Below are 13,195 nucleotides of genomic sequence, written 5' to 3'. Positions count from 1 at the left end.
GCCGAACAAGTAGCCTGACCACCCCACACCAACCCCGTCCGTCAAACCGGGTCAACTTCAACGTCTTCGCTGTCTGCGCCGTGATGACGACCTCAACGCTGGCTGACCACGTCCACGATCATCATCACGACCACCACCGACGACGTGCGCCGGGTCCACGACCGGATGCCGATGGTGATCTCGCCGGACAAGTGGGACGCGGTGGCTCGATCCACGCCTCACCAACGTCGTCGACGTCCGCATGTTGATGGCTCCCGCCGTAGCGGTGGACATGTACGCAGTGTCGGCCGCAGTGAACAATTCCCGTAGCAACGGCCCAGAGCTGATCGAGCCGATTCCGGCCGAACGACCGGCCGGCGAACGCTAGTGAGCCATGTGGAGGGAGACGATGATACCGGCGAGCCTGTGCGCGCCGCCTGGCTCAGCACCCTGCACATCCGGCCGCCAGATGCTGCGGCTGCTCCGTCCCTGCTCCGTGGGACGTTGACAAAGTAGGCGCAACGCTGACAACCGACGAGAACAAAACCACAGGTCAGAGAGCAGATCGGCAAGGATGTCCGATCTGCCCTCGGCTGCTCCGGAAAGATCACCCAGATCTACGAAGGCACCAACCAGGTCCAGCGCATCGTCATGGCCCGGCAGTTGCTCAAGGGCATCGGCTGACCAGTCGTGGCGTTTGCTACGGACCAGGTCGAGCGTCGACCTGGTCCGTAGCTCGTTAGTTGCGGATTGCCTCGTGCCAGTCGCATCTTTTCGAACATATCGAGGTCGACGTAGCAAAGCCGTGTGACGATCCTGCTGATTCCACCGACGCGGTTCGGATCACCGATCACGAACCGGAACGACTTCGAGCCGTTGCCGTCGACGGTGCGGATTTGCTCGTCGACCTGTGTGCTTCCCGCGTAGGCCGTGAAGGTGATCGAGGATGAGCCCCGCGCCCGCTGTAGGGAGAAGAGAGCCCGCCGCTGACCTCCGCGACCCAGGCAGTCCAGGTAATGCTGCCGTCGGCATCGGATGGAATTGCCGGTTGTTGCAGTCGCATTTTGTTGAGGTTGCCGGTCGATGGCTCACAGACTGGGCGTGCAGGCAGCGTCCAGTGAGGGAGTGGGATCGAAGATGGGTCTATTGCGTCGAATTGTGGCCGTAGCGGTCGTGGCGGTGGCTCTTGTTGGTGCCGCCCAGCCGGCCGCATCAGCGCGAGTGCAATGGGCGGACGAGAATTTCGAGCGCTGTCTTGACATTCGTTGCAAACAGAAGCTCGTGGTGAAGATCGTCTGGGGCCAGCGGACGGCGGTCGTGAGCGGGAAGATGATCAATGCGGATTGGCAGCGCGCGCCGGTGCACGTCCGTTTTTGGAGTCTTGCCAACGGAATAATGGTTCACCACACAACTCGCACCAGCCACATCCAGGAGCTGCCCTTCAGTTTCGTGCTCGGTGACCCGAATCGAGTGGGCGGCATCGACGAAATCTGGACTCAGTTCTGTGAGCTCGGCCCAACTGGTCAGCCTCTTTGTCAGCCCCACAAAAAAGACATTCGGGACTGATCACGCAGGTTCGTCCCAGCCGGAGGTGAACCAGTGGACTGCTCCGGTGGCTGGGTCGTACGACGGCCGGTTCAAGGTGCCGATATTGCCGCCGTAGACGTGGATCCCCACGGTGGGTTCGTCACCTGTTGCCACCACCGAGTGCACGTCATCGTCGGTGGTGCAGCACACCGCGACCTGTCCGCGGCGCCACTCGTGCTCACCGGCCGGCGTCAGTGGTTCGCCGACCGCGGAATCAGTGGGCTTGACGTACCGGATCTCGCGTTCCGTGCCCGAGTAGATTCCGACGACGCCCCAGGTCTCGTGTCCGTGCACGGGCGTACGTTGCCCGATGTTCCAGACCACGGACGCCAGGGACCAACTCTCGTCGGGAGCGATGTAGAGCGGATACGTCAGGTGGCGCTCCGATGATGGCCGAAGGAACTCCGGTGGAAGTTGATAGCCGGAGGCCAGTAGAGCGGACAGCCGCGGCGCGATCCGCTGCGTGATCTCGTACTGATCGTTGCTGCTGGCAACCACCAGCGCCACGTCGTTGATAAAGGCCTGCAAGTCGTCAGCTGGCATGGTCGAACTCCTTTCAGCGCCTTAAAAGCTCAGGGCAGGACGCGATAGGTCACGTGTGTGACGGTGCTCGCCGCCCGCGCGTACACCTGCTCGAGGTTCAGCGCCGGAACACCGTCGAAGATCCGGCTACCGCCACCGAGCGTGAGCGGCACGAAGTGCAGCCGCAGCTCGTCGATCAGCCCGGCGGCGAGATACTGGTTGATGGTGTGCGCGCCGCCCTGGATCGAGACCTCGCGATCGCCGGCCGCCTCCCGCGCCCGGTCCATTGCCGCCTTGATGCCGTCGGTGACGAAGTGGTACGTCGTACCGCCCTCCATTGGCTGCGGATCGCGCGGGTAATGCGTGAGCACAAAAACCTCGGTGTGGTAGGGCGGATTGGCGCCCCACCAGCCGTTCCACGGCCGGTCCCACTCATCCCGCACCGGGCCGAACATGTTCCGGCCCATGATGTACGCCCCGGCGGGCGTGATCTGGTCGAGCTCGGCCCGGTTCTCGTCGGCGTGCTCGAACATCCAGGCGTGCAGCCGGTCGCCCCAGCCGTCACCGCCGTCGTCGCCGAACGGGCGTTTCTCGGTCTGGTTCGGCCCGGCGCCGTAGCCGTCGGCGGAGACGGTGATGTTGGCGACGACTCTGCTCATGGTGTGCCTCCTGGCGAATCCGGATGACTGTCTCTTCTTGAAGCATGAGTCATCAGATTCATGTCGTCTAATGCCGATCTTGTGGCGATCACATTGATATCGTTGATCTATGCTGAATCTGGTCCACCTCAAGGTCTTGGCCGCGGTGGCGCGGCACGGCTCGGTGACCGAAGCCGCGAAGGAGCTGCACTACTCCCAGCCCTCGGTGAGCCATCACCTGACGCGCCTGGAGGCGGCAGTGGGCGTCAAGGTCGTTCAGCGCGTGGGTCGGGGGATCCGCCTGACCCCAGAAGGCGAACTGCTGGCCAAGCGGGCCGGCGAGATCCTGGGCCGGCTCGACGCGGCGACCAGCGAACTCGCGGCCCAAGTCGGCCTGCGATCCGGACGGGTCCGCGTGGCCGCCAATTCGTCGGCGTTGGCCACGATCGTGCCCAAGGCGGCGAGCATGCTGGCCGAGGCCCATCCGGGTATCGAGCTGGTCGTGTACGACCGCCATCCCGTCGAAGCGCTGCAGATGCTGCGGCATAGCGAGATCGACGTCGCACTCATCTTCCGGTACGCCGATGCCCCGGTCGAAGAAGAGGGATTCCGCCTTGTGCAGGTGGGCCAGGACCCGATCTACCTCATCAGCCAGCGTCGCGACGACAGCCTTGCCAACCATCGGCACTCGGCCTGGATCGGTGGTTGCGAGCGCTGCCAGGACGAACTGACCAGGGTGTGTCAGCGAGAGGGGTTCACCCCGCGCATCGGCTCCCACAGCGACGACATGGTCGTCGTACAAGCCCTGGTAGCCGCCGGCGTAGGCGTCACCACCCTGCCCGGACTCGCCCTGCAGGCTCACCGCCGACCTGACATCCACGCCACCGAACTCGACAGCTCTCCCCGCCGGATCTACGCCGTCACCTATGGCGAACCGCCAGATCCGCCGGCTTCGGCTGCCCTGATCCAGGCCCTGCGTGACTCCGCCCGCGAACTGACCCGCTGACATCGCCGTCGCCCGCCATCCGTGACCGCCGCGTGGTGCGGCGGTTGGGCGCGAGGTGGTTCAGGCGGCGCTGTACCGGCCCGAGTTCTTCGGCCCAGCCATGCCGGCTGTGGTCAGAGAGGTGATACGCGGGTGTCGTACCGGACGCTTGCCGAACGTGAGCTCAGTCAGCGGATGTCGTTTTCAGGGTGGTCTTCGTCGTAGGCCTGGCGGGCGCGGGCTATGCCGTCGCGGTGCTCCAGCGACCAGTCGGCGAGCGCCCTTACGAGATGGGTGAGGCTCGCGCCGGTCGCACTGAGCCGGTAGTCGACTTGAGCCGGCACGGTTGGATACACGGTCCGAAGAACCAGCCCGTCGCGTTCGAGGCGTCGCACCGTCAGCGTCAGCATTCGCTGGGAGATGCCGTCGATGGCGCGCTGGAGTTGCCGGAAGCGCCGCGGTCCGTTGGCGAGTTCGACGATGACGAGTACCGACCACTTGTCACCGACGCGATCGAGCACGTCCCGGATGCCGCAGTCGGGATGGTCCGGCTGCCCGCAGGGCTCGAGTTCCGCGGTACCGGTGGTTACCTCGGTGTGCCTCACTGACACGAAACTGCCTCCTTGTGAGCCGGCTGCGGCGCGCACATGATCTCACCGTAGTTACTGAACAGAACCACGAGGAGATGGAACCACGATGATCATGGTGACCGGCGCGAACGGACAGCTCGCTTCTTCCACCCTTCAGCAGTTGGCCGAACGCGATGCGCCCGCCATCGGCGGGAGCCGATCGCCCGCGCCTGGACAGCGCCGCCTCGACTTCGATGACCCCGCGACGCTCGATTTCACCGGCGTTTCGACCCTGGTACTGGTGTCGGCGGGATATGCCGAGGACGACCAGGTCATCGCTCGCCACTGGGCCGTTCGCGACGCCGCGGTACGTGACGGCGTCGGGCACGTGATCTACACCAGCTTGACCCAGAGCGGGGACCACCTCGGATTCGCCCTTGCCCACAGGGTCACCGAGCAGTTGCTCAAGGCAAGCGGAATTCCGTGCACGGTCTTGCGCAACGGGCTGTACGCCGAGCTCTTCGGTGCCCTGCTGACCTGGACGCCCGACGGCCTGGAGTCGGCGTTCGGTGATGGCGCGCTCTGTGTGGTGGCGCGGCAGGACCTGGCCACTGCCGCCGCCGTAGTCGCCGGCAACCCATCCGATCACGCGGGCAAGACCTATGAGCTGGTCGGGGAACCGGTCACCGCTCGGTCCGTCGCCGGACGTCTCGCCGTCGCTCACCGGACGATCGGGCTCGGCGAGTACCGCGCCCGGCTTCTCGCCGATGACACCTTGCTGCCCTTCCAGCCGCCGATGCTCACCTCGATCGCGTCCAGCGTTCGGCACGGTCTGCTCAGTAACACCAGCCCTGACCTCGTGCAACTACTCGGCCGGCCGCTCACCGACCCGCTCACCTTCGCCGCGGATGCAGCGGCTGCCATGCGCCCCGGCGCGCGCTGATCCAACTCGGCGCTGAACAGCGTGAAGAGCCTCCCGGCCGAACGGAATTGTCAACATCGGTCAAGTGCGAATTGTCCATTCTTGGGCTAAATTCTGGGACCGTGCACAGTCATCACAGACGGTGCTCAGTCTGTCACAATAACGATATTGAGCTATTGACAGCGAACATTGTTGCGCTAAAACTGTGAACGTTCCCAGTAAGCCTCGCCGACGATCGTGTCGGTCCGCCCCCGAGGTTGGATGAACGCCCGGATCCGCGATACCGGCTTTTGGCCGATGGTGTCGCAGCGGGTGGGATTGCGACCGGGCTGACCCGGTTCAGGTGCAGGCGCACCGAGCCGAAAGCCCCCGCATCCAAGGAGATGGCAGCGTGAAGAACGCCCGGTCCGCTCTTCGTACTCTCGCCACGCTCGCCGCCGCGTGGTCGCTCGTCGCCGTCGCGACGACCGGCTCCACCCATGCCGCCGAAGCGGCCGAGCAGCCCCCGAATCCGTTGCAGAAGCCGGGCTGGATCCTCGACCGGAACGACGAGTTCAACGGCAGTCTCGACCGCAATCTGTGGATCACCAACTACCTCGAATCGCGAACGCCGGAATGGCGGTCCAGGGCCCGCTACGGGTTCCGGAACAACGCGCTCGTGCTGCGGATCGACAACGACCAGCCGACCTATTACGGCAACAACCCGATGAAGGTTTCCAGCCTGCAGACGGGGCAACGCACCGGCCTGCACAAGAACAGTCCTTACGATCACTCGATTCCGACGGTGATGAAGTACACGGCCCGGCACGGCTACTTCGAGATTCGCGCGAAGAGTTCGGCCCGAAGCGGCCTGCACACCGCGTTCTGGATGATCGGCAAACAAGACACCGCAAGCCAGTCAGCCGAAATCGACATCTTCGAGCACGCCGGCCGATACCCGCGGAACTTCAATTTCGGCATGTTCAAGTGGGGCGATCCGAACGCCCAGGAAATCCACCACAACATCGCCGTCGACTTCAACATCTCCAGCGAGATGCACATTTACGCGCTCGAGTGGACTCCCACCCAGATGAAGTTGTACGTCGACAACGTGCTGAAGAAGACGATGAACGTCTCGCCGGCATATCCGATGCTGTTCCTGCTGGGCATCTACGAGAACGCCGGCTGGACCGGATCGGTCGACCCCGCGGACCCGCGTCCGAAGGAGTTTGTCGTCGACTACTTCCGCTCCTACCGCAAGGCGCCGTAGCCGAACCCCTGCGCTCGCCGCCAGGCGGCGTTACCCGAAGGCCCCCAACCGTCGTCCCAAGGCACCCGTGCCCCGGCGCCGGCCGGTGATCAACGCCCAGATCCCGCACGAGGAGGAATGATGAAACAGTCCGTCAAGGTCTCGATCGCCGCGACCGCCGCCATGATCCTGTTCGCCACGGCGACAGCGTCCGCGGCCGGCACAGGCGCTGCGACGACCCCGGCCGATTTCGGACCGGCAGCCGCCCGGCCGATGGAGAACCTCGGCCGCGGCGTGGTCGCCGTACGGTCGAGCAACACCAATGTGCTGGTCTCCTGGCGGTTGCTGGGACTCGACCCGGACGGCATCGGGTTCAACGTCTACCGGTCCACCGCCGGCGGTGCGGAGGTCAAGCTCAACGCCGCGGTCCTGACCGGCGGCACGAACTTCACCGACTCGACGGCTGACCTGACCCGCTCGAACAGCTATCGGGTACGGCCCGTCATCAACGGCGCGGAGCAACCTCCGAGCGGTGCCTTCACTCTGACCGCGAACCACGCGACCGAGCCGGTCGTCCGCGTACCGCTGCGCGCTGGTGGTCCGGTGAAGTTCGTCTGGGTCGGCGACCTCGACGGCGATGGCGAGTACGACTACGTCGTGGACCGCCAGACCTCGCCACAGACCCTCGAGGCCTACCGGCGTGACGGGCAGTTCCTCTGGTCGGTCAACATGGGCCCGAACAGCACCAACCAGAACAACATCGAGGGTGGCTCGGCCACGATCAACGTCGGCCACAACGACGGCGTCACCGTGTACGACTTCGACAGTGACAGCCGCGCCGAGGTCGCCGTACGGATCGCCAACGGCGTTCGTTTCGGTAACGGAACCACCTTCACCAACAGCAACAACAACCGCCAGTTCATCGCGATTCTCGACGGTATGACCGGAGCGCCTCGTGCTACCGCCCCGGTCCCGACCGACTACCTGGCGGATGGCCCGATGTACGCGCGGTTCGGCGTCGGCTATCTCGACGGTGCCCGGCCGAGTCTGGTCGCCTTCATGAAGAACCGCATCGGCAGCGGGGCGTTCAACCTGATGATGGGCGCCTGGCAGTTCGATGGCCAGGCCCTGACCCAGCAGTGGAAGTGGCTTCGCGGCAACCAGAACACACCCGACGGGCACAACACCCGCGTGATCGACGTCAACGGCGACGGCACCGACGAGGTCGCGGAGATCGGGTTCGTGCTCAACGGCAACGGCACTCTGCGGTACTCCCTGGGCCCGGCGGGCATCGTTCACGGTGACCGTTTCCACATCGCGAAGATGGACCCCAATCGCCCAGGTCTGCAGGGGTACGGCGTACAGCAGAACAATCCCAGTGGCCTGCGCGACTACTACTACGACGCGACCAACGGCTCCATCATCTGGCGGCATACCGCGTCCGGTACCGCCGACGTGGGACGCGGTATGGCCGGCGATATCGATCCGCGCTTCCCCGGGATGGAGGTCTGGGCCTTCTCCGGCGTCTACAACGCGCCCACCAACCGTTTGACCGAACCGAACACCTCGCTACGGCCCTGGCCGCAACTGGGCTTGTGGTGGGACGGCGACATCACGATGGAACTGCTCAACGACGGCAAGTTCGAGAAGTGGAACCCGGCCGACCCGAAGCCATCCAACAGCCTGCAACGGTTGCTCACCACCGCGAACTACGGCGCGGTCGATGCGAGCCAGAACGTCCAGCCGGCCTTCTACGGCGACATCCTCGGCGACTGGCGTGAGGAGGCCGTCTACACCAACGCGAGCTACAACCAGCTGATCATCTTCACCACGAACCACCCGAGCAGCACCAGGCTGTACACGCTTGCGCACAACCCGGCCTATCGCAACGCGATGACGCTCAAGGGCTACATGCAGTCCCATCACGTCGACTACTTCCTCGGTGCCGGGATGACCAAGCCGCCCCGGCCGAACATCGTCTACACGGCCAGGTGACGGCATGCGAACCCTGAAGTTCCTCCTGCTCTGCGCGCTCATCACCACTCCTGCCGGCGTGGTCGCGAGTCCGGCGTCCGCGAGCGTGACGGCCGGAAGCGTCTACTACGTCGCCCCGAACGGCAACGATGGCGCGGCTGGTACACAAGCCGCGCCATGGGCCTCGATCGCCCGTGCGCAATCCACTGCCAGGGCCGGTGACACGGTCTATATCCGGGGCGGCAGATACGTCTACACCCGCGCGAACAGCAGTTGCGCGAGCCAGACGGCCAGAGTCGACGCGATCACCCTGAACAAGAGCGGCAGCTCGGGCAACCCGATCCGGTATTGGGCGTATCCGGGCGAGCAACCGGTCTTCGACTTCTCGCGAATGACGGACAACTGCCGGATCAAGGGTTTCAACGTCACCGGCAGCTGGATCCACCTCAAAGGCCTGGAAGCGACCGGTGCGCCACAGAACAACAGCCGGAACGCCGAGTCCTGGGGGATCTGGGTTTCCGGCAGCAACAACATCTTCGAGCAGCTCAACACCCATCACCACATGGGAACCGGCTTGTTCCTCAACGGTGGTGGTGGAAACCTCGTTCTCAACTCCGACTCGCATTCCAATTACGATCCGCGCAGTGTCGACGGGCCCGGCGAGAACGCCGACGGATTCGGCTCGCACTACACGCCGGCCGGCCGCGCCGCGAACGTCTTCCGGGGCTGCCGCGCGTGGTGGAACGCGGACGACGGCTTCGACCTCATCTCCACCTACTCACCGGTGCTCATCGAGAACTCCTGGGCTTGGCGCAACGGGTACGTGCCGGGGACAACGACCCCGTCCGGCAACGGCGCCGGTTTCAAGGCGGGCGGGTACGGCGGGGACTACGACGCCAACGCGGTGAAGCACACCGTCCGGTTCTCGGTGGCTTTCCTCAACAAGGCGGCGGGTTTCTACGCGAACCACCACCCGGTGGCCAACGACTTCTTCAACAACACCGGGTTCGGCAACCGCCCCAACTTCAACATGCTCGGTATCGACTCGCGTGGTGCGGCGGTCGGCCGGGGCAATCTGCGCAACAACCTCGCGTACACCGGCACGGCGGCGTCGAATATGACCGGCACCAACGCGGCGTACAACTCCTGGAACCTCGGCGTTCCGCTGTCCGATGCCCAGTTCCGCAGCGTATCCACGTCCGGTTGGGACGCGCCGCGCCAGGCCGATGGCGGCCTGCCCGTACTGCCCCATCTCCGTCTTGCGGCGAACAGCGCACTGATCGACAAAGGCGTTCAGGTCGGCCTGCCGTACCACGGGCCGGCACCTGATCTCGGCGCGTTCGAGCATGCCGTCGGCGGCAAAACCATCCTATGAATGAAGGAGAAATCATGGCGCGCACGTCACGTAAAACCCTGAGACGAGGTGGCGTACTCGTCGCGGCGTTGTTGTTCGTCTCCGCGGCGGCACCTCATCACCTCGCCACAGCGGCCGACATCCCGATCGCCGGTTCGCCTGTCGCCCAGGCTTCGGGCCCGGACCGCGCGTACCAAGATCGCGGGTACCAGGACCGGACGGCTCAAGGTGCCGCTGCCGAGGGCCCCGGAGTGGAGCGCGGCTTCAAAGACCTGGTCGCCGACTACAAAACACGCGCCCGGGCCAAGTACACCGACGGCTCGTGGGCTCCCTTCGCCAAGGCGCTGAACACCGCGGGCGCGATCGCCGCTGACTCGTCGGCATCGGCCCGCGAGGTTGCCACTGCCAAGACGGCTCTCATGAACGCCGCCTCGAACCTGCAGGCGGTCGACGAGGGAACCTTCCAGACCATCACCAACAACACCTTCTGGAACGACACCAGCGGCAATCCCATCTACTCGCAGGGCGGTGGCGTCTTCAAGTTCGGCGACACCTACTACTGGTACGGCGTGCACTACACCGGCGCCGAGCTCTACCGGGCCAACCCGACGCGGAAGTACGACGGCAACGTCAGCTTCGTATCGATCCCGGTGTACTCGTCGAAGGACCTGGTGAACTGGAAGTTCGAGAACCGGATCGCGACGCGTAGCACCGGCGTCGGCAGCGGGGCCAACATGGGTGGCGCCGGCTGGATCGGACGGCTCGGGGTCTCGTACAACGAGAACACCGGCAAGTACGTGCTCGCCGTACAGATGTGGCACACCGGCCGAGGCGGTCACGGCGTACTGCTGCTGCAGGGCGATTCGCCGACCGACACCTTCGACTACGGCTACTTCCAGACTCAGATCACCAACTCGCCTACGACCGGCACTGGTGATCAGACCGTCTTCGCCGACGAGAACGGCAAGGACTACCTGATCTTCTCCAACCGCGAAGGACGTTCGCGCGGCTTCGTGGCCAAGTTCCGGGAGTCCGACTCGCTGCGGATCGAGCCAGGCGTGGAGATCCGCCGTGGCGCCGGTCGCGAGGGCAACGCCATGTTCAAGCTCGACGGCAAGTACTACCACGCGGCGTCGGACCTGCACGGCTGGAACACCTCGGTCAACTACGTCAATGAGTCGACCAGCACCAACATCCAGGGTTCGTACAGCAGCGAGTACGTTCTGCCCGGTACCGAGATGGACTACAGCCACGTGACCCAGACCGGGTTCTTCGTGACGGTCAAGGGAACCAAGCAGAACACGGTGATCTACGCCGGCGACCGGTGGGCCGACTTCGCCTGGAACGGTATCGGGTACAACCAGTGGCTGCCGATCACCAAGACCGGCACCCGGCCCCGGTTCCACTCGATGACGCAGTGGCAGTTCAACGTGACGACCGGAGAATGGCGGGTCGGGGCGGCGAACAACTACGCCCTCAACCCGAACTTCCAGGCCGATCGCATCATCGTGTCCCGGGTGCAGGGCTGGACCAACTTCCGCGAGTCGGGTCCGACCTCTTTCGTCACCAACGTCAACGGCGGCGCGAACGGTTCCCGGTTCGCGTTGCGGATCGGCGCCGGGCAGTCCTTCGCCGGTGGCATCCGGCAACAGGTCTCCGTGCCGGCCGGGACCTACACGCTGTCGGCCTTCGCCAAGACCAGCGGTTCGCTCAGCGCCAAGCAGGTGACGGTCACTGACGCCGGCGGTCAGTCGCGCACGCTCACCATCCCGGCATCGAGCGGCTTCACGCGGCGCGAGCTGACGGGCATTCCGTTGGCCGCCGGCAATGCCACCATCACCGTCCGGGCGGCAAGTGGCAACGGCTATCTCTTCGTCGACGACCTGGCCCTCGTCAAGACTGCGGGCTAGTCGGTTACGCAAAGGCCCCGGACTTCGATCAGAGGCCCGGGGCTTTTGTGGTTATTCGATGTCGCGATGCCCGGTTGGGTGAATAGGGTGCGGGAATGTCTGCTCAGCGTGCGTTGCTGCCGCGGTCGGCGCCGGCCGCCGCTGGGGTGTCCTCCCGCGCGATCGGCGCGCTGCTGGATCGGCTCGAGGCGTTGTCGGTCGAGTGCCACTCGCTCATGGTGGTACGTCGCGGCCAGGTGGTCGCCGAAGGCTGGTGGGCGCCGTACACCGCGGAACGCCCGCACCTGCTGTACTCGCTGACGAAGTCGTTCACCTCGGTCGCGGTGGGACTCGTGATCGCCGATGGGCTGCTCTCGCTGGACGATCGGGTGGTCGACGTACTGCCTGATCATGTTCCGGACGAAGTCTCCGAGCAAGCACGACGCCTCACCGTGCATCACCTGCTGTCCATGACCGCCGGGCACAGCGCGGACAGCCTCGACCGGGCCTGGCGGCTGGAACCAGGCGACCTGGTGAAGGGCTTCCTGCGCGTGCCGTTCTCCGGGCCGGAGGGCGTCCGGCACACGTACGACAACGCGACCACCTTCATCCTGGCGCGGATGGTCGAACGCGTCACGGGCCAGGGCCTGCCGGAGTTGCTCGACGAGCGGCTGTTCCGGCCGATGGGCATCGAGTACGCCGAATGGGATCGCGTGGCAAGCGGAGCCGCCTTCGGATTCCACGGGTTACACCTCACGACTGAGGCGGTCGCGGCCTTCGGCGAACTACTGCTGCGTGGAGGGACCTGGGGCGATCGCCAGCTCATCCCGCGGGACTGGGTGGACCTCGCGACCAGGCGGCACGGCGACACGTTGCCCCTGCCGGACTGGTCGCATAACCCTGATTTCCTTTGTGGGTACGGCTACCAGTTCTGGCTTTCGCGGCACGGGTACCACGGCCACGGCGCCTTCGGCCAGTACTGCGTCGTCGTACCGTCGCACGATCTCGTCATCGTCGTAACCGGCGCCGTTGAGCAGGAAGACGGGCTGCCCGGTCTCTTCTGGGAGCGCCTCCTGCCCGGCCTGGATTCGGTGGATAGTGCCAGCGAGGACGAGCTCTTGGCCGATCGGCTGCGGCGGTTGTCCTTCGTGCCGGTGCCTGGCTCTGCCGATCCGGGCCATTCCGCCAAGGCGGGACTCGACGCCTCCGCGGAGTCCTCGGCTCTGCCCGACGGAACCACGGTTGTCGTCGACCCCGGGGCCGAGGGCTGGCTCATGCGGTTCGGATCGTTCTTTGACGTCTCGGTCGGGTACGGCGAGTGGCGGGAGAGTTCGCCGCTCGGCCGACCTGTCATGGCTACTGGTGCTTGGCAGGGCGATACCTTCGTCGCCGACCTGTACGTCATCACTACGCCGCACCGGGTTCGGGTGGTCGTGGACGTCGACGCGGGGACCGCTACGGCAAGGTGGAACGTCGTGCCCTTGACCGGCCCTAACCTCCTGCTACACCTGCGATCGCCACTAATGACGCGGCCGGACGTCTCATAGC

General features: G+C 65.2%; 12 protein-coding genes. 9 read left to right on the top strand and 3 right to left on the bottom strand.

Annotated features, from left to right (window positions below; genetic code table 11):
* Positions 1-144: 144 nt before the first annotated feature.
* Together ACFFGN_RS21820 and ACFFGN_RS21815 are read left to right on the top strand one after the other, a co-directional pair.
* Positions 145-309, top strand: a complete 165-nt coding sequence (locus ACFFGN_RS21820) for a hypothetical protein (RefSeq protein ID WP_380050676.1) — start codon at positions 145-147, stop codon at positions 307-309.
* 753 nt (positions 310-1,062) lie between these two features.
* Positions 1,063-1,545, top strand: coding sequence for a hypothetical protein (locus ACFFGN_RS21815; RefSeq protein WP_380050674.1), 483 nt, complete (start codon positions 1,063-1,065; stop codon positions 1,543-1,545).
* Here the strand turns inward: ACFFGN_RS21815 and ACFFGN_RS21810 are convergent, their stop codons facing one another.
* Together ACFFGN_RS21810 and ACFFGN_RS21805 are read right to left on the bottom strand one after the other, a co-directional pair.
* Entirely contained in the window at positions 1,546-2,109 is a 564-nt protein-coding gene (locus ACFFGN_RS21810) for a cysteine dioxygenase family protein (protein WP_380050672.1), read from the bottom strand.
* Between the two features lie 29 nt (positions 2,110-2,138).
* On the bottom strand, positions 2,139-2,747 hold the full coding sequence (locus tag ACFFGN_RS21805; RefSeq protein WP_380050670.1) for a dihydrofolate reductase family protein: 609 nt from the start codon (positions 2,745-2,747) through the stop codon (positions 2,139-2,141).
* Between the two features lie 109 nt (positions 2,748-2,856).
* Here ACFFGN_RS21805 and ACFFGN_RS21800 point away from each other — a divergent pair, with 109 nt between their 5' ends.
* Positions 2,857-3,732, top strand: a complete 876-nt coding sequence (locus ACFFGN_RS21800) for a LysR family transcriptional regulator (RefSeq protein WP_380050668.1) — start codon at positions 2,857-2,859, stop codon at positions 3,730-3,732.
* Between the two features lie 167 nt (positions 3,733-3,899).
* Here ACFFGN_RS21800 and ACFFGN_RS21795 read toward each other — a convergent pair whose 3' ends face one another.
* Positions 3,900-4,322, bottom strand: coding sequence for a winged helix-turn-helix transcriptional regulator (locus ACFFGN_RS21795; protein WP_380050666.1), 423 nt, complete (start codon positions 4,320-4,322; stop codon positions 3,900-3,902).
* A gap of 85 nt (positions 4,323-4,407) precedes the next feature.
* On the opposite strand from ACFFGN_RS21795, the gene ACFFGN_RS21790 reads away from it, so the two are divergent.
* From ACFFGN_RS21790 to ACFFGN_RS21765, 6 genes are all read left to right on the top strand, one after another.
* Positions 4,408-5,223, top strand: a complete 816-nt coding sequence (locus tag ACFFGN_RS21790) for a Rossmann-fold NAD(P)-binding domain-containing protein (protein WP_380050664.1) — start codon at positions 4,408-4,410, stop codon at positions 5,221-5,223.
* A 370-nt stretch (positions 5,224-5,593) separates the two neighbouring features.
* Positions 5,594-6,451: a glycoside hydrolase family 16 protein gene (locus ACFFGN_RS21785; RefSeq protein WP_380050662.1), complete on the top strand. Its 858-nt coding sequence runs from the start codon at positions 5,594-5,596 to the stop codon at positions 6,449-6,451.
* Positions 6,452-6,571: 120 nt separating this feature from the next.
* Positions 6,572-8,425, top strand: a complete 1,854-nt coding sequence (locus ACFFGN_RS21780) for a rhamnogalacturonan lyase family protein (RefSeq protein ID WP_380050660.1) — start codon at positions 6,572-6,574, stop codon at positions 8,423-8,425.
* A 4-nt stretch (positions 8,426-8,429) separates the two neighbouring features.
* On the top strand, positions 8,430-9,779 hold the full coding sequence (locus ACFFGN_RS21775) for a right-handed parallel beta-helix repeat-containing protein (RefSeq protein WP_380050658.1): 1,350 nt from the start codon (positions 8,430-8,432) through the stop codon (positions 9,777-9,779).
* A 14-nt stretch (positions 9,780-9,793) separates the two neighbouring features.
* Positions 9,794-11,668, top strand: coding sequence for a family 43 glycosylhydrolase (locus ACFFGN_RS21770; RefSeq protein WP_380050656.1), 1,875 nt, complete (start codon positions 9,794-9,796; stop codon positions 11,666-11,668).
* Between the two features lie 95 nt (positions 11,669-11,763).
* Positions 11,764-13,194 carry a serine hydrolase domain-containing protein gene (locus ACFFGN_RS21765; RefSeq protein WP_380050654.1) on the top strand — a complete coding sequence of 477 codons (1,431 nt, stop codon included), beginning with the start codon at positions 11,764-11,766 and terminating at the stop codon, positions 13,192-13,194.
* The last annotated feature ends 1 nt before the right edge of the window (position 13,195 follow it).

Source organism: Kribbella deserti (assembly GCF_042434725.1).
GTDB lineage: Bacteria > Actinomycetota > Actinomycetes > Propionibacteriales > Kribbellaceae > Kribbella > Kribbella deserti.
Note: the sequence above shows the minus strand (reverse complement) of the source record. Positions and strands in the feature narration are given on the sequence as shown.

What these genes read in the sequence shown, in the direction of transcription:
- ACFFGN_RS21815 (WP_380050674.1), top strand. Translation starts at nt 1,063, where the DNA reads ATGGCTCACAGACTGGGCGTGCAGGCAGCGTCCAGTGAGGGAGTGGGA.
- ACFFGN_RS21810 (WP_380050672.1), bottom strand. Translation starts at nt 2,109, where the DNA reads ATGCCAGCTGACGACTTGCAGGCCTTTATCAACGACGTGGCGCTGGTG.
- ACFFGN_RS21805 (WP_380050670.1), bottom strand. Translation starts at nt 2,747, where the DNA reads ATGAGCAGAGTCGTCGCCAACATCACCGTCTCCGCCGACGGCTACGGC.
- ACFFGN_RS21800 (WP_380050668.1), top strand. Translation starts at nt 2,857, where the DNA reads ATGCTGAATCTGGTCCACCTCAAGGTCTTGGCCGCGGTGGCGCGGCAC.
- ACFFGN_RS21790 (WP_380050664.1), top strand. Translation starts at nt 4,408, where the DNA reads ATGATCATGGTGACCGGCGCGAACGGACAGCTCGCTTCTTCCACCCTT.
- ACFFGN_RS21780 (WP_380050660.1), top strand. Translation starts at nt 6,572, where the DNA reads ATGAAACAGTCCGTCAAGGTCTCGATCGCCGCGACCGCCGCCATGATC.
- ACFFGN_RS21775 (WP_380050658.1), top strand. Translation starts at nt 8,430, where the DNA reads ATGCGAACCCTGAAGTTCCTCCTGCTCTGCGCGCTCATCACCACTCCT.
- ACFFGN_RS21770 (WP_380050656.1), top strand. Translation starts at nt 9,794, where the DNA reads ATGGCGCGCACGTCACGTAAAACCCTGAGACGAGGTGGCGTACTCGTC.
- ACFFGN_RS21765 (WP_380050654.1), top strand. Translation starts at nt 11,764, where the DNA reads ATGTCTGCTCAGCGTGCGTTGCTGCCGCGGTCGGCGCCGGCCGCCGCT.